The organism is Clostridium aciditolerans (genome assembly GCF_016316925.1).
Classification (GTDB): domain Bacteria; phylum Bacillota; class Clostridia; order Clostridiales; family Clostridiaceae; genus Clostridium_AM; species Clostridium_AM aciditolerans.
Genome location: NZ_JAEEGB010000005.1, coordinates 369,754 through 394,517, shown reverse-complemented (window position 1 = coordinate 394,517; position 24,764 = coordinate 369,754). Strand labels below are relative to the sequence as shown.

The 24,764-nt window shown below is 30.8% G+C and carries 23 protein-coding genes and 1 other annotated feature; of the genes, 13 read left to right on the top strand and 10 right to left on the bottom strand.

Going from position 1 to position 24,764, the window contains the following annotated elements; genetic code table 11:
* Positions 1–13 precede the first annotated feature (13 nt).
* Positions 14–268: a binding site (T-box leader), on the top strand.
* Positions 269–581: 313 nt separating this feature from the next.
* From I6U51_RS24690 to I6U51_RS05515, 4 genes are all read left to right on the top strand, one after another.
* Positions 582–1,388, top strand: coding sequence for an amino acid ABC transporter substrate-binding protein (locus I6U51_RS24690; RefSeq protein ID WP_246517085.1), 807 nt, complete (start codon positions 582–584; stop codon positions 1,386–1,388).
* 18 nt (positions 1,389–1,406) lie between these two features.
* Positions 1,407–2,078, top strand: coding sequence for an amino acid ABC transporter permease (locus I6U51_RS24685; RefSeq protein WP_246517084.1), 672 nt, complete (start codon positions 1,407–1,409; stop codon positions 2,076–2,078).
* Positions 2,079–2,092: 14 nt separating this feature from the next.
* On the top strand, positions 2,093–2,830 hold the full coding sequence (locus I6U51_RS05520; protein WP_211141662.1) for an ATP-binding cassette domain-containing protein: 738 nt from the start codon (positions 2,093–2,095) through the stop codon (positions 2,828–2,830).
* Positions 2,831–3,246: 416 nt separating this feature from the next.
* Positions 3,247–3,417, top strand: a complete 171-nt coding sequence (locus tag I6U51_RS05515) for a hypothetical protein (RefSeq protein ID WP_211141661.1) — start codon at positions 3,247–3,249, stop codon at positions 3,415–3,417.
* Positions 3,418–3,470: 53 nt separating this feature from the next.
* On the opposite strand, the gene I6U51_RS05510 is transcribed toward I6U51_RS05515, so the two are convergent.
* The gene (locus I6U51_RS05510) at positions 3,471–4,058 is read right to left on the bottom strand and encodes a TetR/AcrR family transcriptional regulator (RefSeq protein ID WP_211141660.1); all 588 of its coding nucleotides are present in this window, start codon (positions 4,056–4,058) and stop codon (positions 3,471–3,473) included.
* Between the two features lie 221 nt (positions 4,059–4,279).
* Between I6U51_RS05510 and I6U51_RS05505 the strand changes: the two genes are divergently transcribed.
* From I6U51_RS05505 to I6U51_RS05490, 4 genes are all read left to right on the top strand, one after another.
* Entirely contained in the window at positions 4,280–6,277 is a 1,998-nt protein-coding gene (locus I6U51_RS05505) for an oxidoreductase (protein WP_211141659.1), read from the top strand.
* A 389-nt stretch (positions 6,278–6,666) separates the two neighbouring features.
* Positions 6,667–9,012, top strand: a complete 2,346-nt coding sequence (locus tag I6U51_RS05500) for a xanthine dehydrogenase family protein molybdopterin-binding subunit (RefSeq protein WP_211141658.1) — start codon at positions 6,667–6,669, stop codon at positions 9,010–9,012.
* Complete coding sequence (locus tag I6U51_RS05495; protein WP_211141657.1) at positions 8,999–9,829, top strand: FAD binding domain-containing protein; 831 nt, start codon at positions 8,999–9,001, stop codon at positions 9,827–9,829. The genes I6U51_RS05500 and I6U51_RS05495 overlap by 14 nt, the downstream gene beginning before the upstream one ends.
* 4 nt (positions 9,830–9,833) lie before the next feature.
* Positions 9,834–10,301, top strand: coding sequence for a (2Fe-2S)-binding protein (locus I6U51_RS05490; RefSeq protein ID WP_211141656.1), 468 nt, complete (start codon positions 9,834–9,836; stop codon positions 10,299–10,301).
* A gap of 109 nt (positions 10,302–10,410) precedes the next feature.
* Here I6U51_RS05490 and I6U51_RS05485 read toward each other — a convergent pair whose 3' ends face one another.
* The 4 genes from I6U51_RS05485 to I6U51_RS05470 form a co-directional block, all read right to left on the bottom strand.
* A complete protein-coding gene (locus I6U51_RS05485; RefSeq protein WP_211141653.1) occupies positions 10,411–11,247 on the bottom strand; it encodes an FUSC family protein in 837 nt (278 codons plus the stop codon).
* A gap of 25 nt (positions 11,248–11,272) precedes the next feature.
* On the bottom strand, positions 11,273–11,479 hold the full coding sequence (locus I6U51_RS05480; protein WP_211141652.1) for a capping complex subunit for YIEGIA: 207 nt from the start codon (positions 11,477–11,479) through the stop codon (positions 11,273–11,275).
* 14 nt (positions 11,480–11,493) lie between these two features.
* Positions 11,494–12,399, bottom strand: a complete 906-nt coding sequence (locus tag I6U51_RS05475; RefSeq protein WP_211141650.1) for a YIEGIA family protein — start codon at positions 12,397–12,399, stop codon at positions 11,494–11,496.
* A 294-nt stretch (positions 12,400–12,693) separates the two neighbouring features.
* The gene (locus tag I6U51_RS05470) at positions 12,694–13,263 is read right to left on the bottom strand and encodes a flavin reductase family protein (protein WP_211141648.1); all 570 of its coding nucleotides are present in this window, start codon (positions 13,261–13,263) and stop codon (positions 12,694–12,696) included.
* Positions 13,264–13,528: 265 nt separating this feature from the next.
* Between I6U51_RS05470 and I6U51_RS05465 the strand changes: the two genes are divergently transcribed.
* Positions 13,529–13,861, top strand: a complete 333-nt coding sequence (locus tag I6U51_RS05465) for a cyclic-di-AMP receptor (protein WP_211141646.1) — start codon at positions 13,529–13,531, stop codon at positions 13,859–13,861.
* 72 nt (positions 13,862–13,933) lie between these two features.
* On the opposite strand, the gene I6U51_RS05460 is transcribed toward I6U51_RS05465, so the two are convergent.
* The 5 genes from I6U51_RS05460 to I6U51_RS05440 form a co-directional block, all read right to left on the bottom strand.
* Positions 13,934–15,055 carry a Ger(x)C family spore germination protein gene (locus tag I6U51_RS05460; RefSeq protein WP_211141644.1) on the bottom strand — a complete coding sequence of 374 codons (1,122 nt, stop codon included), beginning with the start codon at positions 15,053–15,055 and terminating at the stop codon, positions 13,934–13,936.
* Positions 15,036–16,136, bottom strand: a complete 1,101-nt coding sequence (locus tag I6U51_RS05455; protein ID WP_211141642.1) for a GerAB/ArcD/ProY family transporter — start codon at positions 16,134–16,136, stop codon at positions 15,036–15,038. The genes I6U51_RS05460 and I6U51_RS05455 overlap by 20 nt, the downstream gene beginning before the upstream one ends.
* A gap of 308 nt (positions 16,137–16,444) precedes the next feature.
* Entirely contained in the window at positions 16,445–17,584 is a 1,140-nt protein-coding gene (locus I6U51_RS05450; RefSeq protein WP_211141640.1) for a Ger(x)C family spore germination protein, read from the bottom strand.
* Positions 17,568–18,665, bottom strand: coding sequence for a GerAB/ArcD/ProY family transporter (locus I6U51_RS05445; RefSeq protein ID WP_211141638.1), 1,098 nt, complete (start codon positions 18,663–18,665; stop codon positions 17,568–17,570). The genes I6U51_RS05450 and I6U51_RS05445 overlap by 17 nt, the downstream gene beginning before the upstream one ends.
* A 90-nt stretch (positions 18,666–18,755) precedes the next feature.
* Positions 18,756–20,246, bottom strand: a complete 1,491-nt coding sequence (locus I6U51_RS05440) for a spore germination protein (RefSeq protein ID WP_211141636.1) — start codon at positions 20,244–20,246, stop codon at positions 18,756–18,758.
* 282 nt (positions 20,247–20,528) lie between these two features.
* On the opposite strand from I6U51_RS05440, the gene I6U51_RS05435 reads away from it, so the two are divergent.
* The 4 genes from I6U51_RS05435 (at position 20,529) to I6U51_RS05420 (ending at position 24,757) form a co-directional block, all read left to right on the top strand.
* Positions 20,529–21,287 carry a SagB/ThcOx family dehydrogenase gene (locus I6U51_RS05435; protein WP_211141634.1) on the top strand — a complete coding sequence of 253 codons (759 nt, stop codon included), beginning with the start codon at positions 20,529–20,531 and terminating at the stop codon, positions 21,285–21,287.
* A 124-nt stretch (positions 21,288–21,411) separates the two neighbouring features.
* Complete coding sequence (locus tag I6U51_RS05430; RefSeq protein ID WP_178906101.1) at positions 21,412–21,747, top strand: cyclic-di-AMP receptor; 336 nt, start codon at positions 21,412–21,414, stop codon at positions 21,745–21,747.
* Between the two features lie 156 nt (positions 21,748–21,903).
* Positions 21,904–22,953 (top strand): LCP family protein, encoded by a 1,050-nt coding sequence (locus I6U51_RS05425; RefSeq protein ID WP_211141632.1) that lies wholly within the window; start codon positions 21,904–21,906, stop codon positions 22,951–22,953.
* Positions 22,954–23,344: 391 nt separating this feature from the next.
* On the top strand, positions 23,345–24,757 hold the full coding sequence (locus tag I6U51_RS05420) for an aspartate ammonia-lyase (protein ID WP_211141630.1): 1,413 nt from the start codon (positions 23,345–23,347) through the stop codon (positions 24,755–24,757).
* Positions 24,758–24,764: the final 7 nt, after the last annotated feature.

Here is a 24,764-nt window from a genome sequence, read left to right as displayed (position 1 = left end):
TAGTGGATTACTAATAAATGCAATGACGAGAAGAGTAAGTTAAAGGAAACTGGCAGAGAGAAGTCTCCATTGGGTGTAAGAGACTTTGAGTTGAAATTAACAGAAGTGCATCTCTGAGCACTGAATTGAAGCCTAGTAGACTTCAGCGGGTACGCCCGTTAAAGCGTTGAGGTATTGTTGTACCAAAAGAGTTGTTATGTACTTATGATTACTTATTTGTACATAATAAACAGAGTGGAACCGTGGAAGTTATGCTTCTGCCTCTGTAATAGAGGCAGGAGTTTTTTGTTTTTTGTAATCCGGATACAAAGAACAAGAATTATAACTTATAATTTAGCATTTATATAAATTTTTTACTTAAGCAGACATACAAAATCTGCGATTTTGATATGGTCGGTTAAGTAGCGAACCCAAATCTTAAGCAGGCATCCAAAATCTATGATTTTGAGATGATCGCTTACACAGCGTGTTGATTTGGAGTGAGTCACTTACTCAGCGAGTACTCATTCGACAATAGGAGAAGGAGTTTCATATTAATAGTTTATAGTAATAGTTTAATAAAATTAATGGAGGTAACAATTATGATAAAAAATAAAAAAATAAAAGCAATAATGGCATTAGGAATATTAGCAGTTATGGCCTTTACAGGATGTTCATCAACAACTTCTAATCAATCACAAAAAAGCGAGCAAGCTAAGGTTATAAAAATAGGTATGTCTGGTGGATATTATCCTTATACCTTTAAAAATAAAGATAACAAAATTGATGGTTTTGAAGTAGATGTTTGGAATGAAATAAGTAAGAGAACAGGATATAAAACAGAATTTGTAACTTCATCTTTCAGTGGACTGTTTGGAATGCTCGATGCTGGGAAAATAGATACTATAGCAAATGAAATAACAATAACAGATAAAAGAAAAGATAAATATTTATTTACTGATGCATATGTATATTCAGGTGCACAAATGGTGGTTAAAAAAGGCAACGATTCAATTAAAACTCTTGAAGACTTAAAGGGCAAAAAGATAGGCGTAAGTTTGGGAAGTAACTATGAGCAGATAATAAAGGAATTTGATAAAAATAATGAAATTAAGGTAGTAACCTATGACAATGACGGTGGAATGAGACAAGATGTTGTATTAGGAAGAACTGATGCTATGATGGATGATAAGGTATCGGCACTAGCTGTAGTTCAAGAAAATAAGCTGCCACTTCAATTAGCTGGTAAAGATGTTCAGCCATTAGAAAATGCTTTTCCTTTTGTAAAAAATGATGAGAATAAAGTTGTAGTTGAAAAAGTTAACAAAGCTCTTGCTGATATGAGAGCTGATGGAACTCTAGAAAAGTTATCTAAAAAGTGGGTTAACTTAGATATAACTAAAAAATAATGTTAGGTGGTTATGCTAATGAAACCAGACTTTGATATAAATTATATGATACAATCATTTCCAGTACTTGCTAAGTATATTTATCTAACAGTTAGCTTAGCAGTAATATCAATGATAATTGGATTAATCATAGCTTTAGTATTAGTAGCTATTGGAACTTATAAAATAAAGATTTTAAATCCTTTATCTAAAATATATATATCATTCTTCAGGGGGACGCCTTTGCTAGTACAGCTTTTTCTGCTGTACTATGGTTTACCTCAGATTATACCTGTATTCAAAAGTCTTGATGCTTATACTGCAACTGTAATTGGTTTAAGTATGAATGCTTCAGCTTATATGGTAGAGACGTTACGGGGAGCCATAAGTTCTGTAGATAAAGGACAGATGGAAGCAGCTTTGTCAATAGGAATGTCTCATTGGCAGGGAATGAAAAGAGTGGTGCTTCCACAGGCAGCTAGGGTAGCTATACCTTCCTTAGGAAATACTTTTGTAGACTTGTTAAAGAGTTCTTCTTTAGCATTTACCCTTGGTGTGGCGGAAATTTTAGCACAAGCTCAGATGTCTGCAGCGGCCACTTATAAGTTTTTTGAAAATTATTTAGCGGTGGCATTAATTTATTGGGGTATCATAATATTCTTTAATTATATTCAGAGGATACTAGAAAATAAAATGGGTCATGCATACTAATAGGAAGTGATAAAGTGATAGATATAAAGAATTTGAAAAAGAGCTTTAATAATTTAGATGTATTAAAGGGCATAAATTTGAGTGTAGAAAAAGGAGAGGTCGTAGTAATTATAGGACCTTCCGGATCAGGTAAATCAACATTTTTGAGGTGTATAAATTATTTGGAGACACCTGATGATGGAGTTATTCAAATTGGAAAAGTCTCTGTTGATGCTTCAGCAGCTAAAAAAGAAGATATAAAGAACTTAAGAAAATCAACTGCCATGGTTTTTCAAAATTATAATTTATTTAAAAATAAAACAGCGCTTGAAAATATAGCAGAGCCTTTAATTATAAATAAAAAAATAAGCAAAAATGAAGCAATAGAAAAAGCAGAAGAGTTGTTAAAGATAGTTGGCTTGCATGATAAGAGAAACAATTATCCATCTACATTATCAGGAGGACAACAACAGAGAATAGGTATTGCTAGAGCTATGGCTGTAAATCCAGAAGTTATACTATTTGATGAGCCAACTTCTGCATTAGATCCAGAACTAGTGGGAGAAGTGCTAAATGTTATAAGAGATTTAGCTAAAAAGCATATGACTATGATTATAGTCACTCACGAAATGGCTTTTGCTAGAGATGTAGCAGATAGAGTTATATTTATGGATAAAGGAGATATCATTGAAGAGGGCACTCCACAAGATATTTTTACAAATCCTAAAGAAGAAAGAACAAAAAAATTCTTAAATCAAATAATAACTAAATAATAAATGAAAGGCAAGTGATTTTTACAAGAGTAAAATTACTTGTTTTTTATTTATAGATATCTAATTCATTTAGAGTTTTTTAATCATCGTTTCTATATAATGTCAAAGCCTCAAATATGGTGATTTTGAAAGTTATAATTCGCAACATTAAGATATAAATATGTAAAATAAAAATAACATATGCTATGCTATAAATTATGCCTTTTTATGTCAAATAATTAATTTGAGTTTTTTATATATAAGTAATATAATATTACATAAAGTGAAGTTAATTACTACTTATTACATAACTTATAAGAGTAATAATTATTTATCAAAAATATACATTAACATATTAACAATTTTGGGGTAGGTTATAAATTATTTGAAATGTGGTAAAGACTTCTATTTAAATATTAAGAAAAGGGGGATATGATATGGAATTTTTAAAGACTATTATTAATTCACCTGCATTTATGATAATAGGAGGAATTTTTTTCATCTTACTTTCAGGATATGTGATGATTAATTATAATGACGCTTATTGGGGAAACAAAGATAGTGATGGAAATTACAAGAAAAGTGATAAGCTTACTAATAAAGAATAACAAAGTCCCTGACTGTATAGCAGTTAGGGACCATTTGATGCTTATAATTAAGGTTATTTGCTTTGGTATGTACTTAACATGCGTTTAATAAAATTTCTCATAGCTTCTCTGACATTATATGCACCATCATGAAGACACCAATCATATACAACACCTCTTGCTACTACAAATAATTGTTTGGTAATTTCTGTAGCAGGTATATCTAGATTGAGATATCCATTTTTCTGGGCATCTATTATTATTTCATTTAAGAGACCTTGCATATATCTGCCCTCAGTGATAAACATCTTATTATCAAAAGTATACAGTTGTTTTGCCATATCAATACCTAAGGATTCATCATATTTCGCATAAAAGTCAAAGTAATCTATAATTTTATCAAATATAGATTTGTCTCCTAAAGACTTTGAAACTTCTTCTCTAAAGTAGTCATCAGCTTTTTTAAATATCTCAACTAAAATATCATTCTTTGAGTTAAAGTGAGTATAAAATGAGCCTACAGAAACCCCAGCTTGCTTACAGATATCCTCTATTCTAATATTTTGATAGCCGTTGTTCTCCAACAATTCAACTGCAGCATTATATATCTTATTTTTTGTATTTATTGCTTGAATTTGTCTATTAGTTAACTTTTCTTCCATTCCACTCATTCTCCTATTTGAATATGTACTAATCTTAGCTTATATATAAAAAAATCTATTGTCAATTATATACTATTATTTTGAAAATTCTTAAAGTGTATATTGACAATAAAATAACAAAATTATATAATGAATTTATTCGGTGAATTGATTCGATGAATAAATTCATTTATAAGTTTACAAATAAAAATAATCTATAATAAATTTACGGAGGGTTTTAGATGAAAACAAAATATCAAAATCTCTTTGAACCAATAAAGATTGGGAAATTAGAAATTAAAAATCGATTTGTTATGGCACCAATGGGACCAGGTGGCCTTTGTGATGCAGATGGAACCTTCAATGAGCGTGGAGTAGAGTATTATGTAGAAAGAGCAAAAGGTGGTACTGGACTTATTATGACCGGTGTTACTATGGTAGAAAATGATATTGAAAAATGTAATTTACCATCAATGCCATGTCCAACACTTAATCCATTAAACTTTATTAATACAGGAAAAAAGATGACAGAAAGAATACATGCCTATGGAGCAAAAATATTTCTTCAACTTTCAGGTGGATTTGGACGAGTTAGCATACCTTCAATAGTAGGAAGAACAGCTGTAGCACCGTCACCTATACCACATAGATGGCTCCAAGATGTGACTTGTAGAGAGTTAACTGTTGAAGAAATAAAAACTTATGTCAAAAAATTTGCAGAGTCAGCACTTATAGCAAAAAAAGCAGGCTTTGACGGAATTGAAATACACGCTGTACATGAAGGATATCTTTTAGACCAATTTGCGATTTCCTTCTTTAATAATAGGACAGATGAATATGGTGGAAGTTTAAGAAATAGATTAAGATTTGCTATAGAAATAGTACAAGCTATTAAAGAAGCTTGTGGACAAGATTATCCTGTTTCACTTCGTTATAGTATTAAAAGCTTTATTAAGGACTGGAAAGAAGGTGGACTTCCAGGAGAAGAGTTTATTGAAAAAGGAAGAGACATTGAGGAAGGTATAGAAGCAGCAAAAATCTTAGAAGAAGCTGGTTATGATGCTTTCAATGGTGATGTAGGTTCTTATGATTCATGGTATTGGAGCCACCCACCTATGTATCAAGAAAAAGGATTATATCTTCCTTACAATGAAATATTAAAAAAGGTGCTTAAAGTACCAGTAATTACAGCAGGAAGAATGGAAGACCCAGACCTTGCAAGTGAAGCTATAGCACAAGGAAAAACAGACATGATTGCGCTAGGAAGACCATTACTTGCAGATTCGGAAATACCTAACAAGATAATGATGGATAAATATGATAAAGTACGTCCATGTCTCTCATGTCAAGAAGGCTGTATGGGTAGGTTGCAAAATTATGCTAGCATCTCCTGCGCAGTAAATCCTGCTTGTGGAAGAGAAGCAGAATATGGATTAGATCCTGCTAGAAAAGTTAAAAATGTAATGATAATTGGCGGTGGTGTAGCAGGGCTAGAAGCTGCAAGAGTAGCTGCAATAAGAGGACACAAAGTAACGCTATTTGAAAAGGGAGAGAGACTTGGAGGAAATGTTATTCCAGGTGGTGCACCTGACTTCAAAGAGGACGATATAGCACTTGCGAATTGGTATACTAATGAACTTAAGGATTTAAATGTAGAGGTTCGCTATAATACAGAAGTTACAAAAGAAATGGTTAAAGATTTTAATGCAGATGAAGTTATAGTTGCAACAGGTTCAAAACCAAGAAAGTTAACTATTCCAGGCGCTGATAGGGTATATACAGCAGAAGAAGTTCTTCTTGGTAAAAAAGATGCAGGAAGGTCAACTATTATAATTGGCGGTGGATTAGTTGGCTGTGAAACTGCTTTATGGCTTGTTGATCAAGGTAAAAAAGTTACTATTGTTGAACTACAAGAGGACATCTTAAAAGTTGGTGGACCACTTTGTCACGCTAATGAAGATATGCTTAAAGATTTAGTTAAATTCAAGAAGATAGATCTTAAAGTAAATACTTCTGTTGCTAGTGCATCTGAAGATGGCTTTATTCTAAAATCTGGTGACAAAGAAGAAGTTATTGATGCTGATTCTGCAATCATAGCAATTGGATATACCTCAGAAAAATCTTTATATGATGAAATAAAATTTGAAATACCAAATGTTCATTTATTAGGTGACGCAAATCAAGTTTCAAATATAATGTATGCAATATGGAATGCATATGAAGTTGCTAGAAATATTTAATATAGATAAGCAACCTATGGATAGTCAAGCATCAAAGTTTTTTACCTGTATTTAATTGAATGAATTGATGTTATTAATAAGTCTAATATGGCTTAAAAGTAGGTACAAGAATTAAATGATTCTTGTGCCTGCTTTTTTATTTAGATTTAATATAAAAAGTTTACGACAAATATATCAATCTCAGTATAAAAAATAATGACTAAATGTTCTTTTATGCCATGATTTACTAGTATTATATGATATTTTATCACAATAATGTAAGTTTGCATGTTAAATTTAGTGAGATATAGAATTGAATAACTTACAAAGATTAGGAAAAAATAAATTTATATTTTAAATTACGCAGATTAACTTATTAAGATATATTTTTTAGAAGGAGGTAGAAATAGTTGAGCAATGTAATTGGAGTTGGAGTAAGCGTACCAAGAAAAGAAGCTTTTGATAAAGTTACGGGAGCAGCAAAATATACTGATGACATAATCCTTCCTGGTACTTTACATGCCAAAATGCTCACAAGCCGCTTTGCACATGCAAAGATTAAATCTATTGATGTATCTGAAGCTGAGAGATCACCAGGTGTTCAGGCAGTAATAACAGGAGATTATTTTCCCATACTCTCTGGATCAGTAATAGAGGATAGACCTCCAATAGCAAGAGATAAAGTACGTTACTTTGGTGAACCTGTTGCAGTGGTTGTTGCAAATAGTGAGCAGGATGCGATGAAGGCTCTAAAGCTAATAAATATAGAATATGAGCCTTTGCCTGTTGTTAATTCAATAAGCGAAGCTCTGAAGCCAGGTGCCACTCTTATACATGAAGATATGGGGCAGTACAAACATGCAGTGGAGGATGTGCATCCTGAACTAAACACTAATATTTCAGACCGAATTCAAATAAGAAAAGGTGATGCGGTAAAGGGCTGGTCAGAAAGTGAAGTTATAGTATCGGGAAGCTTTTCACTTCCACAATCAGACCACATTGCAATGGAAACTCGAAATGTGAGGGCCCAAATTATGCCTGATGGAAGGATAATAATTTATACTTCTTCGCAAGCTCCCTTTTCTGTTAAGAGGCGTCTAAGTAAGATTTATAATATACCAGAAGGAAATATAATTGTTAAAGTACCATTTGTAGGTGGAGGATTTGGCGGTAAGGCAGCTGCTCAGCTAGAATTTATCGCATATCTTGCTTCAAAGGCTGTTAATGGTAGACCGGTTAGGATAGCCAACTCAAGAGAAGAGGATATTAAAACCTCGCCCTCTAGAATTGGAGTTGAGGCAAATTTAAAAATAGGTGCAACAAGAGATGGAATTATTAAAGTTCTTGAAGCTAGATACATGGTTGATAATGGGGCTTATGCAGATACTGGGCCACGTATGGCTAAGGCTATAGCGGTAGATTGTTCGGGGCCCTATAATATTGAAAATATATGGTGTGATTCAATAAGTATTTATACTAATCATACATATGTTACTTCTTACCGTGGATTCGGACATACAGAGTATACCTTCTGTATGGAGAGAATGATGGATAAGTTGGCGGCAAAGCTTGGCATTAATCCCTTAGAATTAAGGGTTAAGAATGCTATAAGACCTGGTCAATACTCACCTACACAAGTAAAAACAACTTTAAGTAATGTAGGCAAATTAGAAGAATGTTTGACAAAATTAAAGGAATTAGCCAAATGGGATGAAGGTCAGGTGATAAAGACAGAAGAAGGTATGATAAGGGCAAAAGGAATAGGATGTTTTTGGAAAACATCTGATTCACCTACCGATGCCGTTTCAGGAACCTTTCTCACTTTCAATACAGATGGAAGCATAAATATTAATAACGGTGCAGTTGAAATTGGACCCGCTACAAAGACTACTTTAGCTCAAATACTTGCTGAAAAACTAAAGATGGATGTAAGTAGAATTCATGTATTTATGGGAGTGGATACTCAAGTTTCACCAGAACATTGGAAAACCGTTGCAAGCATGACAACATTTATGGCAGGCAGGTCAGTTCTTAGAGCTGCTGAGGATCTTATAAGGCAGCTGAAAAGCTTAGCTGCTGTTGTCATGAAATCTCCACCAGAAGATCTAGAGGTTGCAGAAGAAAAAGTGTATTTGAAGCAAGATCCAGAAATATATGTTTCATTTAAGGATTTAGCCCGAGGATATAAACATCCCAATGGTCTTGCAATTGACGGCCAGATACTTGGACGTGGAAGCTTTATAATGAGTCATATTACAGATATAGACGAAGAAACAGGAAAAGGCAAACCTGGACCGGCATGGACGGTAGGTGCTCAAGCAGTTGAAATTGAGTATGATCCTAATAAGTTTACATATAGACTTTTAAAAGCAATTACTGTGCTAGATGCAGGAAAAGTAATCAATCACAAAACCTCCAGAGGATTGATAATGGGAGGAGTAAATATGGGGTTTGGGATATCTACTAGGGAGGCTTTCGAATATGATAAGGATGCCATATTACAAACTACTACACTGCGAACTTATAAACCTATGAGGTTTGGTGAAAATCCAGAATATGTAGTTGATTTTATTGAAACACCTCAAATTGATGCACCTTTTGGAGCACGTGGATTTGCTGAACATGGCATAATAGCAATTCCAGCTGCATTCGCAAATGCTATGTCACATGCAGCTGATTATGAATTTAATAAACTGCCTATCACGCCTGAAGCAATTTGGAAGGCTAAGACTGGAGGAAGATATGATACCCTTTGATTTTGAATATTATAAACCTGAAACTTTTGAGGAAGCTGTTCAATTATATATTGAATTAAATAGCAAAGGAAAGAAGCCTTTGTATTACGGCGGCGGAACTGAGATTATAAGTATGGCAAGGGCTCATAATGTATATACTGAAGCGATAATTGACATAAAAGGAATACCTGAATGCAATGTGCAAGAATTAAGAGATAATAAACTTATTATTGGTTCTTCTGTGACACTTACACAAATTGCTGAAGCGAATTTATTTCCGTTACTTGGGTTAACGGTGCAAAGAATTGCAGACCATACTATACAAGATAAAATCACACTTGGAGGAAATATAGCAGGGACAATTATATATAGGGAAGCTGTGCTGCCTCTTTTAATATCAAATAGTGAAGTGGTTATAGCAAATTCCAGCGGCATAAAACAAATATTATTAAGTGATATATTTGATAAAAGAATACAGCTTAGTGATGAAGAATTTATAGTAAGTGTATTAATAGATAGCCGATTTCTTTCTCTGCCATATTTACATGTAAAAAGAACTAAAAGTGATAAGATAGACTATCCCTTAATTACTCTTACTGCACTTAAAGATAATAATAGAATAAACATTGCCTTTAGCGGGGTTTGTGATTACCCATTTAGATCTTCTTTAATTGAAGATTATTTAAACGATGATAGCTTACAAAATAATATGCGTATTAACAATATCATAGATAACATACCAGATTCAATATTAAGTGATTTAGCCGGATCAGCTGATTTTAGAAAGTTTATGTTGCAAAAAATGCTTATAGAAGTTTTAGAGAAGCTGGAGGTATGATTAAATGTTAAAGATCTCTGGTAAATCAATAATAACCTTAAATGTTAATGGAGAAGATAAAGAAGTTGCTGCAAAGCCCTCAGACATTCTATTAAATACTCTCCGTAATGAGCTAGGGCTTACAGGGATTAAAGCAAGTTGCGAAAATGGAGACTGTGGTTCATGCACCATTCTTATAGATGGATGGCCTATAAAATCTTGTTTGATGCTGACAGTTGAGGCAATAGGTAAAAAAATAGTCACTGTTGAAGGTTTGGAAAATGCACCAATACAAAAGGCCTTTGTAGATAACTGGGGCTTTCAATGTGGGTATTGTACATCGGGATTTTTGATGGTTTGTCACGCTTTAGCAAGTATACACCCTGATGCAAATGATCATGTGATAGAGCAATGGCTGCAATCCAATATTTGTAGATGTACTGGTTATGAGGAGATAAAGAATGCTATCAAATCCATTATGGCAGCTAAATAAATTTAACAGTCTAGAAATATTAATATAATAAATTAAAAAGCTTAGTTAAAAATTGGGTTTATCTTATCAAAGTTTAGCTAAGCTTTATTATCCTGTTGAATCTGGGGAACTAGCTCAATTCATTCATGAATTTATTTAAGTTCTTCATTTCATTAAAAAATATATTTTTATGAAAATTAATAACTATATCAATATTATTTATATCAAGTTTAGTGTCACCATTAACATTTTTATCTTTATTGCCATTAATATAATTAATTATTTTTACTTGTTCAAAAATAACAGAAATGACATATATCATATTCTCCAGTTTACTTTTTGAAAGAGAAAACTTTGGTGTACGTTTAAATTCTTCAGTATATATTTTTAACTTCTCTTTCATATCCTTTAATTCTAATTCAATGTTGTTCAATTCGGCTTTGCTTTCAAAAAAATCCTTGGTATTAGCTATATTTAGCAAATGATCTTGCATATTTTTGGCTTGATTCTTAAGTAACTGCTTTACATCTGGATTGAAAATATAGTGGTTTACAAGTGTGGTGATGCCTATACCTATAAATGTGTCAAGAAGTCTATGAGCACTATATACTATAGCTGAGGATCCTTTTACTCCAACCATAATGGATGCAAATACTAAGCAGGCAATAGATGTAGTGCTATTCCATTTAAGATAGTTACATACATAAATAATTAATATGACTCCTAGACCAATTAGGAATATATTCTGTTCTTGAATAGTTATAAATATAACACCAATAAGAGCGCCAATGGAACTACCAATAATTCTATTTACTCCAAATTTAATTGTCTCTCCAAAGAAAGTTGATATTGGCATAACAGCAGGGAGTAAAACAAAAAAAGGAAATTTCAGTTTTAATAAGTTTGATACTAGCATACATAAAGAAGCAGCAATTCCAACTCTAATTGCCTTTCTTTTTAAATCCATTACGTCACCTTCCTAAATATATTAATTATTTTTTCGTAATAACCATATAATCTCCACAGGTAAGTTGAACCACTTCCGCTTTCAAGGCTTTTGAGATATCCTCGGTTAATTGCTTTTGTTCTTCCTGGCTACTGGCAACTAAAATTAAAGGATTACCATTTTGTGCTCTGTCTTTAGTTAAAGTTATATATGCTATTATCTCATAACCTGCATTGTATGAATCTGCGCCCATAATATCAATCCTTTCTATTTATTAAAATTAGAGTTCATTATTCTGTAACTCTTTTTTATACTCTCTAGAAGAGGAGTCTTTTTTATAGTTTCAATAAATGCTTCTTCGTCATAAATAATTGGAACCAGCACAACTGCTATTCTTCCAGTTTCATAATCACGTTTAGTATAGTGATATCTTCTGAGTCCCAATATTCTACAGGCTTCAAATATTATTGCCTGTCTTTGGCCATTATGATCAAGTATTCTATTAAAGTGCTTTTCTTTAGGATATATTACCGCTGCTATACCACTATTTTTTACTAATTCTCTAGATCTGTCTGTTCCTAAATGATTTGTTACAAAGATATCATCTACATATAACTCAGAGTTTTTTACAGTTATTTTAGCTAGTTTTATATCAGCAATATCTCCAACAGCTTTACCTTTTGAAAAAGCTTTAAGTATATAAAGTGCAATTATTCCAACTATTACTCCACATATAATATTTATCCACATAATTTTATGAGGTAGAATATGCATAGTTAAACTAGTTATAAAGGCGACTAATAGTGAAAAATAATTTCTTGCTTCAAAGGTTTTAGCTATACCATCAATGTATGCCTCTCCTCTAAAAACATGTTCAACATCATCAAGGTCTTGAAGGCTTTCTTTTTCTATTCTTCTTACATCCCGAAACTGTTCAGCTGCAAGAAAAAGAAATGTAATTGCCTCGAAATTTCTTTCGAGGAATGCAGGAATTGCAACAGCACCTATTCCAGAAGATATAAATCCAGTTACTAAATGAATAAGATAACCATTAGGGTAACTAGGATATTGTCTGTAGTCAATAATAAGAGTAAGATATCTTGCTATAGTTCCACATAATACTGGTATTAATATTAAAAAAATATAATACTGTGAAAGTGCCTCTTTTTCCATAGAATCCTCCCAACATTTATTACTTAATATGTAATTACAAAGTAATAATATATAATGGTTTTCCGCATATGATGTAAATTAGTAATGAGCTAAATATAGTTAATATTGCAAAAACTTCTGTAAAAAATACAGGTAATGTTTGGAGTAATGCGGCTATACAAACAATAAACCTAACCTATGTGTTGGTTGTGAAGATATAAAAATTTGTTGATTTAAATTAAAAGCTATTGAAGTAGGAATGAGTTTATATAAAAATAGATGTGACACTAAAATTAAAGTGCCACATCTATTTTTTTAAATAAAAGAGCCGGAGTTATCTGACTTGTATTTTTCGGTATATCTATATGTCTTATTTGCATTATCACCTACATATAAAACTGGATTAAGTAATGAGTATATTAAATGCTCTTCATCATCTAACAAATCTGTAGAAACACATCTGCCTTTTATAGCTGCAAATATAGTAGTAATGCCTTTAAAATCTTCTAGTTCAGTAACATTAGTTAAGCTACACTCTATAGAAATAGGACATTCCTTAATCATAGGTGCTTTAATTATGCTTGATTGAACTGGTGTTAAGCCAGTCAATTCAAATTTTCTGCTTTTATTACCGGACAAGTATCCACAAATGTCCATTTCCTTCATAAGATTTCTATCAGGAATATTAACAACAAAATCTTTTACTTTTTTTATCTGATTTAGCGCATAGCTGTTATTTCCAATTCCAAGGCATATCATATTTGTTAATGTAAAAGAAGATGATAGGGTTGTGATGTTAGGAACATCATTTTCATCATAGTAGCTTATTAATATAACAGGGAACCCATAATATAGTTTTTTAAAATTAACACTTTTTTTATCCATTGTTATCACCTCCTAATTAATTGTAATTTTAATCGGAAATGAAGACTGTGATATAAATCACAAAATCCACATAAAAAATAAAAGTACTGAACTATAATTTTGTAGTAAATTATGACTAATATCGAACATAGTATAAAGTAGGAGTAATTATTTTAATATTTAGAAAATTACAAGAAAATACTGCTGTAAGATGAATTTTGTAATTAATGGAGACAGGCATGACTTAAGTTTCGTAGTTAAAGCCTTATAAAGAGGAGGGAGTTATATGAAACTAATCATAGCCATTGTTCAGGACAGAGATGCCAACAAGCTGATGAAAGCATTAATTAAAGAAAATTTTAAAATGACAAAGCTGGCATCTAGTGGAGGCTTCTTAAAGTCCGGAAATACTACGCTTATGATAGGTGTAAATGAAGAATACGTTGATAAGGTAATTACAATAATAGGAAATACCTGTAAGACAAGAGAAGAAACAGTGGTATCATATTCTACCACAGAAGCAACAGGTATATATATGCCTTATCTTAGTGATTCTAAAGTTGAAGTAGGTGGAGCAACTATATTTACAGTAGATGTTGAAAAATATTTAAAGGTTTAAAATTGTGCAGTTATAGGGTTTTTAGGTGTATAGGGTTTTAAAGCTATACACCTGTTATTTTTATGTAATTTATTAGTAATCTCCTCTACCTTCATTATCAATCTTAACTTTAACATTTACTTCTATGATAGATTCGCTTATTACTTTATCCCAATCTATACCTTTTCCTCTTCCATACTTTCCAGCAGCAAATTTTCCTAAGCCTAAAACATCAATTTTATATTTTTCTTTAATTTTGTTGTTAACAAAATCCTCACAGGTTTCTTTTAAATTTTTTTCAATATCTTTTGCAACTTCTTTTAGAAGCTTTGGGTCATTTTTTAAGTTTGCATATAAGGTATTGCTTACAATTGGTCCATTTAAAGATAGGTCTATAACAAATCTAAATTTATCATCTTCTTTATAGCATTTAACTTTTTTCTTAGATTCTGCATAAAAGTTTATATATTTTTTAGAGCTATCTTGTATGGTTAACATACCTTTTACGTTACTGTACTTCAATATATTTATAATTTTAGTTTCTTCAATATTAGCTTTTGCTACCATTTTATCAACTTTAAAAAGGGCGATACCTGTTAACTTGATATTTCCATCTATTAATTCTATATAAGGTAGTAAGAGAGTTCTCCCTTCAGCATCTATTCTTACAAGTGTATCCATAAGAGTGTATTCATGCTCAGGAAAAAAATTAAATTGTTTAGCGTTTTTTATTAGACCTTGAATAAATTCTGATGAGCTTGAATAACCTTTAACCTTATGTTTAAAAATATCCTCTGATCTTTCTTTACATATAACAACAAATGCCATATCGTTTATTTGAGGATTATTTAGCAATATATCAATCTCGTTTCTTATACCATATTCAGCATATTCTTCACTTAATAAAACAATTGCTTCTAGCCCTAATAAAAAGGATTTAGGGGACCTTAATTGCCGTTTTTCTCTGGTTTCTCCTATATTTTTAGCAACACCAGTCAATACAGTACTATCTATCTTACGCTCTTGAAATAAATATGATGAAATGTGAGAACTATAAGATATATCATTTTCACTTTTTTTTTCTAAGTCAATTCCCACACCAATGGGAATTTCTAAGTTTTCTACTAATTCACCTTTTGGGCCTATAAAAGAATATAAAAGAATTGATGATATAACTAAATATAGAATAATTACTTTATTGCGTTTGTTGGTCATTTTTATCACCTTTTTTAATATATAATATTAGTGATATTATAGAGACATAGATTAAGTTAAATATTACATAAATAGGTACTGCTCTATCCACAAAGTCTCTTCTAAGGGTTGGGTTACCATATAGTGAAGAAATATAAAAAAGCATAGGATATACCAAAAAGACAAAGGTTTTTCTTTTAGCCATACTTATTAATTTACTTAAGCCATAAGTTATTGAATAATAATGATTAGATAGGCTTTTTAGCATTATAAGAGACCATAAAACCATAAATATATATCTAAAATTATTTAGTATAGGAATTTTTATGGCTTCACTTATCACAACTGTGGGCCATAAGAATTTCGGAATAATATCTACTCCTAAATAATATATAACTGCAAAAGTGAACCAAGTGTAAATAATCATTATTATAATTATACTTTTTAAAGCTGCTTTTTTAAGGCATTTACTATCTTGCAAATATGGATATATTAAAAATAACATTTCCATTCCAGAATAAGCATAGGCTGTTTCTTTAGTAGACTTTATTATGTTTAACACTCCAGAACCAAATACAGGCATTATATTGACTATTAGGCCATATTTTAGTACAGCTATTGGAATAAAGTAGAGCATAATAGTTAAATAAAAAATTAATTCGTTTATCTTCCCCAATGTCTTAATTCCCTTATAAGCAATAAAGGCTGGTGCTAAAAATAATACTGACAAGAGTTTATAATTTGTTATAAAGGTAACCATGTATATCCTAAGAACGTTGCTAACTCCAGAGGCTATTTCTGTAGCAAGAAAAACAAAAAAAGATATAAATACTATATTTAAGATAGTTCCTAAAAGTTTTCCAAAACATTTTTTGCTTAATTTTAATATATTGTCTTTAGGAAATTTTTTACACATATAGTCAGCTATAAAAATCATATATATAGGATATACTGCACCTAGTATACAGGCTATCCACCCATCTTGTTTAGCATATTTTATAGCACTATTAGGCAGAGTTAATAATGATATACCCATTAGATTACTCAGCAATGTAAATGTTAATTGTGATGGACTTAAAAGACTATCAGTATCCTTATCCATTTCATTCCTCCTTTTGGTCGGAACACTGAGCAACTAAGATTACTCGCTCCCGCTCGCTAAGTGCTTGTTAAAGCCCATTTAGGGCTTTAACCTCCTTTTAGTCGGAATACTGGGTAATTTTGCTTGTTTCCCCTCAGGTACTGGGTAACTTAAGATTTTCGCTTCCGCTCACAAGTTACCCGTAAAAGTTCATTTAGAACTTTAACCTCCATAATTTATGGACTAAATTGCTTTGTTTCACAGCTATATTATGTAGTTTGATTCAGTACTATGATTTAAATATCAGTTATAAGAAGGATAAAATTAAACTATTTCTTGGTAGGTAATTGATAATTTCCTCTACCTTCAGTATCAACCTTAACTTTAACATTTACTTCTATAATGGATTGAGGTATTACTTTATTCCAATCTATGTTTTTTCCTCTTCCATATTTAGCAGCAGCTACTCTTCCTAAATCTAAAACATCAACTTTATATTCGCCTTTAATCTTATTGTTAATAAAGTTCTCACAGGTTTCCTTTAAATTTTCTTCCATATCTTTTGTAAACTTCTTTAGAACTTTCGGATCATTTATAAGGTTTAGATACAAAGTATTGTTTATAATTGAACCATTTAGAGATAAATCTATTACAAATTTCAATTTATCATTTTCCTTATAACATTTAACTTTTCTTTTAGATTCTGCATAGTAATTTATATAGTTTTTAGAGTTATCCTGTATAGTTAGGATACCTTTAACCTTATTTTCTTTTAATATATTTATAATTTTAGCTTCTTCTATGTTAGTTTTTAACACCATTTTATCACCTTTAAAAATAGCATAACCTGTAAGCTCAATATTTTTATCTTTTAATTCTATATAAGGCAATAAGGTATTTCTACCTTCTGCATCTACTCTTACAAATACATCCATAAGGCTACTTTGATGCTCAGGGAAAAAATTAAACTGCTTGGAATTTTTCATTAGACCTTCAATAAATTCTGCAGAATTTGCATAACCTTTAATTTTATGACTTAAAATATCTTCTGCTTTCTCCTTACATACTAATGTAAAGGCTCTATCATTAATTTGCGGATTGTTAAGTAGTATATCGATAGCGGTTCCTATACCATATTCAGCATATTGTTCACTAAATAAAAAAATTCTTTCAATTCCTAGCAAAAAGCTTTTGCTAGATTCTAACTGACGGGTTTCTCTAGTTTCTCCTATGCTGCTAGCTTTACCAACCATAATTTCACTATCCACTTCTTCAGTTTCAAATAAGTATGCTGCAATAGGAGTACTATAGGTCACGTCATTTTCTCCCTCTGTCTTTAAGTCATATCCTATGCCAATAGGAATTTCTAAGTTTTCTACTAGCTCACCCTTTGATCCTAAAAAAGCATACAGAAAAATTACAACTATAATTAAATATATGAAAATTTTATTGTTAAGCTTTTTGTTCATTTTTATCACCTTTTTTTATGTATAATACTAGTGATATTATAGAAACATATGCTAAATTAAAGATTAAATACACGGGAAGAGTTTTACTTAAAAAGTTTGCTCTTGTGTTTGGATCACCATATTTAGAAGAAATATAAAAAAGTAGAGGAAATATTAAATAAACGAAGGTCTTTCTTTTAGCAATGCTTGTTAACTGACTCATTCCATATGCTACTGCGTAATAATCGTTGGACATAGTTTTTAGCATTATAAGCGACCACAAAACCATAAATATGTATCTAAAATTATTTATTACAGGTATTACTATAGCTTCACTCATTACAACTGTGGACCAGGTAAATTTAGGAACAATATCTGCTCCTAAATAATATATAACTGAGAAAACCACCCAAGTATAAATAGTCATTGTAATAAGTATACTTTTTAAAGTGGATTTTTTTAGATCTTTACTGCTTTGTAAATATGGATATATTAAAAATAAAATTTCTATACCAGAATAAGCAAAAGCTGTTTCTTTGCTGGCTTTTACTATGTTTATCAAACCTGAACTAAATACTGGCATCACATTTAAAAAACTTCCAGATTTTAATACTGCTATCGGGATAAAGAACATTAAAATAGATAAATAAAAAATTAACTCGTTTACTCTTCTTAATGTTTTAATTCCCTTATAAGCAATAAAAGCTGGAGCTAAAAAGGCTACCAATAAAAGCTGATTATTTTTTAAAAAGGAAACCATGTATACTTTAAGTACGTTGCTTATTCCAGAAGCAATTTCTGTAATCAATAAAATAAAATATGATAAAAATGTTATATTTGATATAGTTCCTAAAAATTTTCCAAGAAACTTTTTACTTAATTTTAATATATTATATTTAGGAAATTTCTTGCACATATAGTTAGCTATGAAAGTCATATATAGAGGATAGGCTGCGCCTAATATACAGGATATCCATCCATCTTGCTTAGCGTATTTTACAACATCATTAGCTAGATTTAATATTCCTATTCCAAGCATACTGCCTACTAGGATTAATGTTAACTGAGATGGACTTATAAGGCTATCAGTATCTTTATCCATTTTTCTCCTCCTCTTAGTCGGAACACTGAGCAATTAAATCACTGGGATGCCTAGCCAGTTTCCTCTGCTAGGTATCCCGTTAAAGTCCATTTAGGGCTTTAACCTCCTGAATTTCCACTTGAAATTACTTTGTCTAACAGGATTATTATTTGGTGTAGTTTCAGGATTATTGTTTAACATCCAAATAGGAGCTCTTATAATAGCAGATTTTAAATTGCTCTTTTTAAACGATAAATAAGGTACTCCGTAGCTATCCAAGGAGCAAAGGTAAGCTAATAAAAAAAATATAGATACTGTTAATCCGAGCATTCCAAGCCAATTGGCCATTATTAGATTTACAAAGCCTATGAGCCTTATTGAAAGTGCCATTTCGTAGTTAGGTATTAAAAAGGTAGCTACCGTTGTAGTTCCTACTATAAGTAGTGTAAGAGAACTTACTATCTTAGCTTTAAGGGCTGCGTCTCCTATGATGATACCGCCTACTACACTTAGAGTCTGACCTATTTTACCAGGAAGTCTAAGTCCACCTTCTCTTAAAAATTCAACTATTAGATTCATTGAGAGTATTGACATAAATGGAGTTAATGCTATACCCTTTCTTGATTCAACAATAGATTTTATAAATTCTGAAGGTATTAGCGTGGCATTAAATTTTATTAGTGTAATATAAACAGAAGGTAAAATTAGTACAATAAAAGCAGCCAAATATCTTATTATTCTGGCAAAACTTGATACTATGGTTCTAAAATAATAATCTTCTACCGCTTGGAAAAACTCAAAAAAAGTAGTAGGAAAAGTTACAACAAAAGGAGTTTCTTCTAACATTAGAGCTATTTTTCCTTCAGCTAATTTTCCCTGTACTTTATCTGGTCTCTCTGTAGCAATAGTTTGAGGGAAAATACTAAAAGTATGTTTCTCTATGAGTTGATCAATAATAGAAGTACCTATAGCATTATCTATGTCAATAGCATATATTCTAGTTTTTATTTCTTTTAGCAGTTCTTTATCTACTATATCGTCCACGTAAATAAGTGCTGCATCTGTCTGGGATCTTCTTCCTAAAACAAATTTTTCTATTGTCAAGTTTTTATCTTTAAGTCTTCTTTGTATTATACTTATGTTTACTTCTAAGTTTTCCACAAAACAATCTCTAGGCCCTTTTATAGAAGTTTCATTTTCAGGGTCAGATATGCTTCTATATACCCCTCCAGTAGTATCAACTATTATAAAATTATTACAATCTTGAATTAATATTAAAGATTTACCTCTTTTGACGGCAGCTGAAGCTTTATTTATATCTGTTTCAATATAGCTGTTGCTTATAGTTATGTATTTTTTGTTTAGAAAGTAATCTAAATTTTGTATAGTTGATAAATCTTCTTCTACATGAAGCATAAGAGGTTTTAATACATCTCTATCTATTGTATCTTTATTGGATAATCCATTTATATAAATAATTGCTGCTTCTATAGAAGATTTTTTTCCTATGTCAAAGTTTTTTATAATTAACTCACTTTTGCTTCCTACTAGATTTGTTATTTCATCTATTTTTTGTTGCATAATATTGTTGTTATTATTCATAAAAATCACCTAATACATTTTTATCTTATTATTCCTCTAATAGCCTAAATTATTAGACAAAGTGGAACTTATTCCATAGATGATTTTTCAATTATGGTCATATTATGGTAATTAGTGATTTATACGACATATTTCATATGCCCAAAAATGATAGATAAGAGCTTAATCATAAGATTATATTACTTTTGTGATATTAATCACATTTTTTTATTAACTAGTTTTATAAAATATGATTGTATAACTTATCTATAATATTATTATTGAAGAAGGAAGTGCAGAAAGATGAATGAAAGATTTAAAACAAATAGAGAATTTCTAAAGGCTAATTTTCAAGTTTTAGATGATATTAAAACCGATATACAAAAAGGCATACCTGGTATACCACCTCAGAAGAAATATGATAAAGATTTAAAAGTTATAGAATTGCCAGAAATAAAGAAAGATATAATTTCAAAACATAATGTATTTGATTGCTTAAAAGACAGAAGGAGTGTAAGAAAATATTCCTGCGAAAACTTAACCTTGGAAGAACTTTCATTTTTACTTTGGTCTACTCAAGGCGTGCATAAGATTATAGGAAATGGGCCAGCTTCGCTAAGAACTGTTCCTTCTGGAGGAGCTTCACATCCATTTGAAACATATTTATTTATAAATAGAGTAGATTCTTTAGAGCAAGGTGTTTATAGGTATCTTCCTTTTGAACATAAACTTATATTTATAGATAAACTTAATGATATGGAAAACAAAGTTGATCTAGCTACACCAAGACAACCTTTTGTTCCTAATTTTGCATCAAAAGGAGCTGTAATTTTTGCCTGGAGTGCTATACCTTATAGAGCAGAATGGAAATTTGATATTACTGCCCATAAAAAGATATTGATAGATATAGGTCATGTTTGCCAAAATCTTTATATAGCTTGTGAAGCAATAAAGTGTGGAACTTGTGCTATTGGAATCTATAATCAAGAATTTATAGATAAATTGTTAGGTTTGGATGGAGAAAACGAATTTGTAGTTTATATGGCTTCAGTTGGAAAATAGGAGGCCTTGAAATTTTTTATAAATTAATATATAATTATTATAATATTCAGAATATTTTTGAGCATTTATAGTTAAATTTAGAGTCTGTTATCACCAAATCTCAAATTTAAAGGAGATGGTTTGAATGAAATTAATTATTGCAATTGTTCAGTATAAAGATTCTAGCGGACTGGTAAATGCATTAACGGAAAAGGATTTTAGGGTTACAAAACTTGCATCAACGGGAGGGTTTTTGAGATCAGGAAACGTAACTCTTTTAGTAGGAGTTGAAGAAGAAAAAGTAGACAATGTTATAGAAATAATAAAGGATACCTGTAAAAAAAGAGAAAAAACTATAATATCCCCTTATCCAGTGACAGAATCAACAGGTATGTATATTCCTTATACCTATGAAATTGAAGTGGAAGTAGGAGGAGCAACTATATTTGTTGTTGATGTGGATAACTTTATGAAAGTTTAATTTTTATAAGCATATTAGGTAATATTCCACCAATTAGTCATAAACATGACTATTGGTGGTTTTTTGTTGCAAAAAAAGTGGTCTAAATTGTTAAAATAAATTTTTTTAAGGATACAAATAATAAAAATATCAAAATGGTACTAGGAGCTGAAAACTATGGGGAGAAATGAGAAAGGTAGAGGAATAATTAAAAAAATACTACTTTGCATCTTAGTTATCATATTTATTTCAGGAATAAGCTTTATATACTATATAAATAAGCAGCTTAATAATGTCACAATAACTCCATTACCAAAAACAGATACAGAACTAGGTATTAAACCTAAATTAAGTGAAAACAGGGCAATTGAAAATGAAACAATACAAGGTGAAGTAAAGCAAGAAGATAATATATTGAATATCGCACTTTTTGGAATAGACAGTAGAAACTCTAAAGTTGATATACCTCATTCAGATTGCATAATTGTAGCTACTGTAGATAACAAACATAATAAAATAAAGTTATCATCTGTAATGAGAGACACATATGTAGAAGTTAAAGATCATGGTAAAACAAAAATTACAGAAGCTTACTTTTATGGTGGTCCAAAGTTGGCGGTTAGAACTCTTAATGAAAATTTTAATCTAGATATTAAAGATTATGTAACAGTAGACTTTGCTGGGCTTGCAAAGATTGTTGATAGTTTAGGTGGAATAACTATTAATATAAAAGAATATGAAATAAAAGAGATTAATAAGTGGATAGCAGAATTAGCAGAATTGCAGCACGTAAAATATACCCCTATTTATAGACCAGGAGATCAAAAACTAAATGGAATTCAAGCTGTTGCCTACTGTAGAATAAGGAAAGTTGGAGATGGAGATTTTGAACGTACTAGCAGACAGAGAGTGGTTTTAAGTGAAATTTTAAATAAGCTTAAAAACGTAGACATTACAAAATACCCTTATTTAGCAGCAGAGATTTTGCCTTATGTTGAAACTAGTATATCCAAATCTAATATTATTACACTAGGTGGCAAGATTATGATGTCTGGTATTTCAAATTTGGATCAGCAGAGATTTCCTGTTGATGGCTACTGCAAAGGAGAGATTATAAATAGAATATGGTATCTGGTACCTGAACCAGATATAGATACCCTTTCAGAACAAATTCATAGATATATATATGATGATATAAAACCTGTTTCAAAAGAGCCACTGTTTTAAAGATATTAGTTTAGGAAGTAGTTAATAGAGACTACTTCTATTTTTTAAAATTAGAGGTAAATAAATGATTGCATATCTTGAAATATAAGTATTTTAATCCATGTATATACTTTGGGGATGGGATATAGAAAATTATTCAAATGTTAATAGATTACAAACATAAAAATGGTGGTAAAAGGGGGTTACTGCTATTTTTTGTTTTTTGAATTGAATCAAACTTAAAGGAAAAGTTGCAAAAAAACATTTTAAAATAAAAAAGTGTAGGAAATTATGCAAAATCTATTGCATTTATTTTATGCTGGTAATATAATAAAGAAAATAAATGATTCCATTCATTTTTGTAAAGAAAAACTACACATAAAGAAATTTTTATTTCAATAGGGGGAAAATTATGAATTTTAGAATTGAAAGTGATTCAATAGGTACTAAGGAGGTTCCAAAGGAGGCCTACTATGGTGTACAAACATTAAGAGCAGCAGAGAATTTTAAAATAACAAGACTTAAGATGCATGAAGATTTTATTAAAAGTCTTGCACAAATAAAAAAAGCATCCGCTATAACTAATTGTGAAATCGGTTTATTAGAAAAAAATATAGAAAGAGCAATTGTACAAGCATGTAATGAGATAATATGTGGCAAACTACATGAAGAGTTTATCATAGATCCTATTCAAGGAGGAGCAGGTACATCTGCTAATATGAATGCTAATGAAGTAATCTCTAATAGAGCTATAGAAATTTTAGGTGGCGAAAAGGGAGATTACAGCATTGTGCATCCTAATGACCATGTAAATATGGGACAGTCAACTAATGATGTTATTCCAACAGCAGGTAAAATGACTATATTAAAGCTTATCCCAAAAGCATTAAAGCAATTAAAGAGATTATATGATGCTCTACAAGAAAAAGCTATAGAGTTTGATGATATTATAAAAATGGGAAGGACTCAAATGCAGGATGCAGTACCTATAAGATTAGGTCAAGAATTTAAAGCATATAGTTCTGTAATAAAAAGAGATATATTAAGGCTTGAAAAAGTACAAGAGGAAGTAAGAGTTGTAAATATGGGCGGTACTGCAGTAGGAACAGGAATAAATGCAGATGAGCAGTATCTAAATAAAATAGTATGTAATTTATCTAATGTTGCAGAGATAGAATTAAGACAGGCTGAAGATTTAATAGATTCAACACAAAATTTAGATGGGTTTGTAGCAGTATCTGCAGCTGTTAAAACTTGTGCTGTTAACCTATCAAAGATTTCAAATGACTTAAGACTTATGTCATCAGGACCAAGAACAGGTTTTGGAGAAATAAATCTTCCTCCAAAACAAAATGGTTCTTCAATAATGCCAGGTAAAATTAATCCTGTAATACCTGAAGTAATGAGTCAAGTAGCATTTAACATCATAGGAAATGATATGACAATAACTATGGCTGCAGAAGCTGGACAATTAGAATTAAATGCATTTGAACCGGTTATTTTCTACAATTTATTTGAGTCTATAGAGACATTAGGTAATGGTGTGGAAACTTTTGTTGATAACTGTATTTGTGGAATAACTGCAAATAGAGAAAGATGTAAGAACCTAGTAGAGAATAGTGTAGGTATTATAACCGCTATATGCCCACATGTAGGATATAAAAAAGCAGCAGGAGTAGCAAAAACAGCTATAAAAACTGGTGAATCCGTAAGAGAGCTTATATTAAAACAAGGGCTTTTGAAAGAAGCTGAACTTAATGATATACTAGATACTGTAGCAATGACAGAGCCTGGCATATCAGGGAAACAGATGCTAGTTAAATAATACTTAG

What these genes read in the sequence shown, in the direction of transcription:
- I6U51_RS05450 (WP_211141640.1), bottom strand. Translation starts at nt 17,584, where the DNA reads ATGAACAAAAAGCTTAACAATAAAATTTTCATATATTTAATTATAGTT.
- I6U51_RS05435 (WP_211141634.1), top strand. Translation starts at nt 20,529, where the DNA reads ATGAATGAAAGATTTAAAACAAATAGAGAATTTCTAAAGGCTAATTTT.
- I6U51_RS05495 (WP_211141657.1), top strand. Translation starts at nt 8,999, where the DNA reads ATGATACCCTTTGATTTTGAATATTATAAACCTGAAACTTTTGAGGAA.
- I6U51_RS05475 (WP_211141650.1), bottom strand. Translation starts at nt 12,399, where the DNA reads ATGGAAAAAGAGGCACTTTCACAGTATTATATTTTTTTAATATTAATA.
- I6U51_RS05480 (WP_211141652.1), bottom strand. Translation starts at nt 11,479, where the DNA reads ATGGGCGCAGATTCATACAATGCAGGTTATGAGATAATAGCATATATA.
- I6U51_RS05510 (WP_211141660.1), bottom strand. Translation starts at nt 4,058, where the DNA reads ATGGAAGAAAAGTTAACTAATAGACAAATTCAAGCAATAAATACAAAA.
- I6U51_RS05490 (WP_211141656.1), top strand. Translation starts at nt 9,834, where the DNA reads ATGTTAAAGATCTCTGGTAAATCAATAATAACCTTAAATGTTAATGGA.
- I6U51_RS24685 (WP_246517084.1), top strand. Translation starts at nt 1,407, where the DNA reads ATGAAACCAGACTTTGATATAAATTATATGATACAATCATTTCCAGTA.
- I6U51_RS05440 (WP_211141636.1), bottom strand. Translation starts at nt 20,246, where the DNA reads ATGAATAATAACAACAATATTATGCAACAAAAAATAGATGAAATAACA.
- I6U51_RS05420 (WP_211141630.1), top strand. Translation starts at nt 23,345, where the DNA reads ATGAATTTTAGAATTGAAAGTGATTCAATAGGTACTAAGGAGGTTCCA.
- I6U51_RS05430 (WP_178906101.1), top strand. Translation starts at nt 21,412, where the DNA reads ATGAAATTAATTATTGCAATTGTTCAGTATAAAGATTCTAGCGGACTG.
- I6U51_RS05515 (WP_211141661.1), top strand. Translation starts at nt 3,247, where the DNA reads ATGGAATTTTTAAAGACTATTATTAATTCACCTGCATTTATGATAATA.
- I6U51_RS05460 (WP_211141644.1), bottom strand. Translation starts at nt 15,055, where the DNA reads ATGACCAACAAACGCAATAAAGTAATTATTCTATATTTAGTTATATCA.
- I6U51_RS05485 (WP_211141653.1), bottom strand. Translation starts at nt 11,247, where the DNA reads ATGGATTTAAAAAGAAAGGCAATTAGAGTTGGAATTGCTGCTTCTTTA.
- I6U51_RS05505 (WP_211141659.1), top strand. Translation starts at nt 4,280, where the DNA reads ATGAAAACAAAATATCAAAATCTCTTTGAACCAATAAAGATTGGGAAA.
- I6U51_RS05445 (WP_211141638.1), bottom strand. Translation starts at nt 18,665, where the DNA reads ATGGATAAAGATACTGATAGCCTTATAAGTCCATCTCAGTTAACATTA.
- I6U51_RS05425 (WP_211141632.1), top strand. Translation starts at nt 21,904, where the DNA reads ATGGGGAGAAATGAGAAAGGTAGAGGAATAATTAAAAAAATACTACTT.
- I6U51_RS05455 (WP_211141642.1), bottom strand. Translation starts at nt 16,136, where the DNA reads ATGGATAAGGATACTGATAGTCTTTTAAGTCCATCACAATTAACATTT.
- I6U51_RS05470 (WP_211141648.1), bottom strand. Translation starts at nt 13,263, where the DNA reads ATGGATAAAAAAAGTGTTAATTTTAAAAAACTATATTATGGGTTCCCT.
- I6U51_RS05465 (WP_211141646.1), top strand. Translation starts at nt 13,529, where the DNA reads ATGAAACTAATCATAGCCATTGTTCAGGACAGAGATGCCAACAAGCTG.
- I6U51_RS24690 (WP_246517085.1), top strand. Translation starts at nt 582, where the DNA reads ATGATAAAAAATAAAAAAATAAAAGCAATAATGGCATTAGGAATATTA.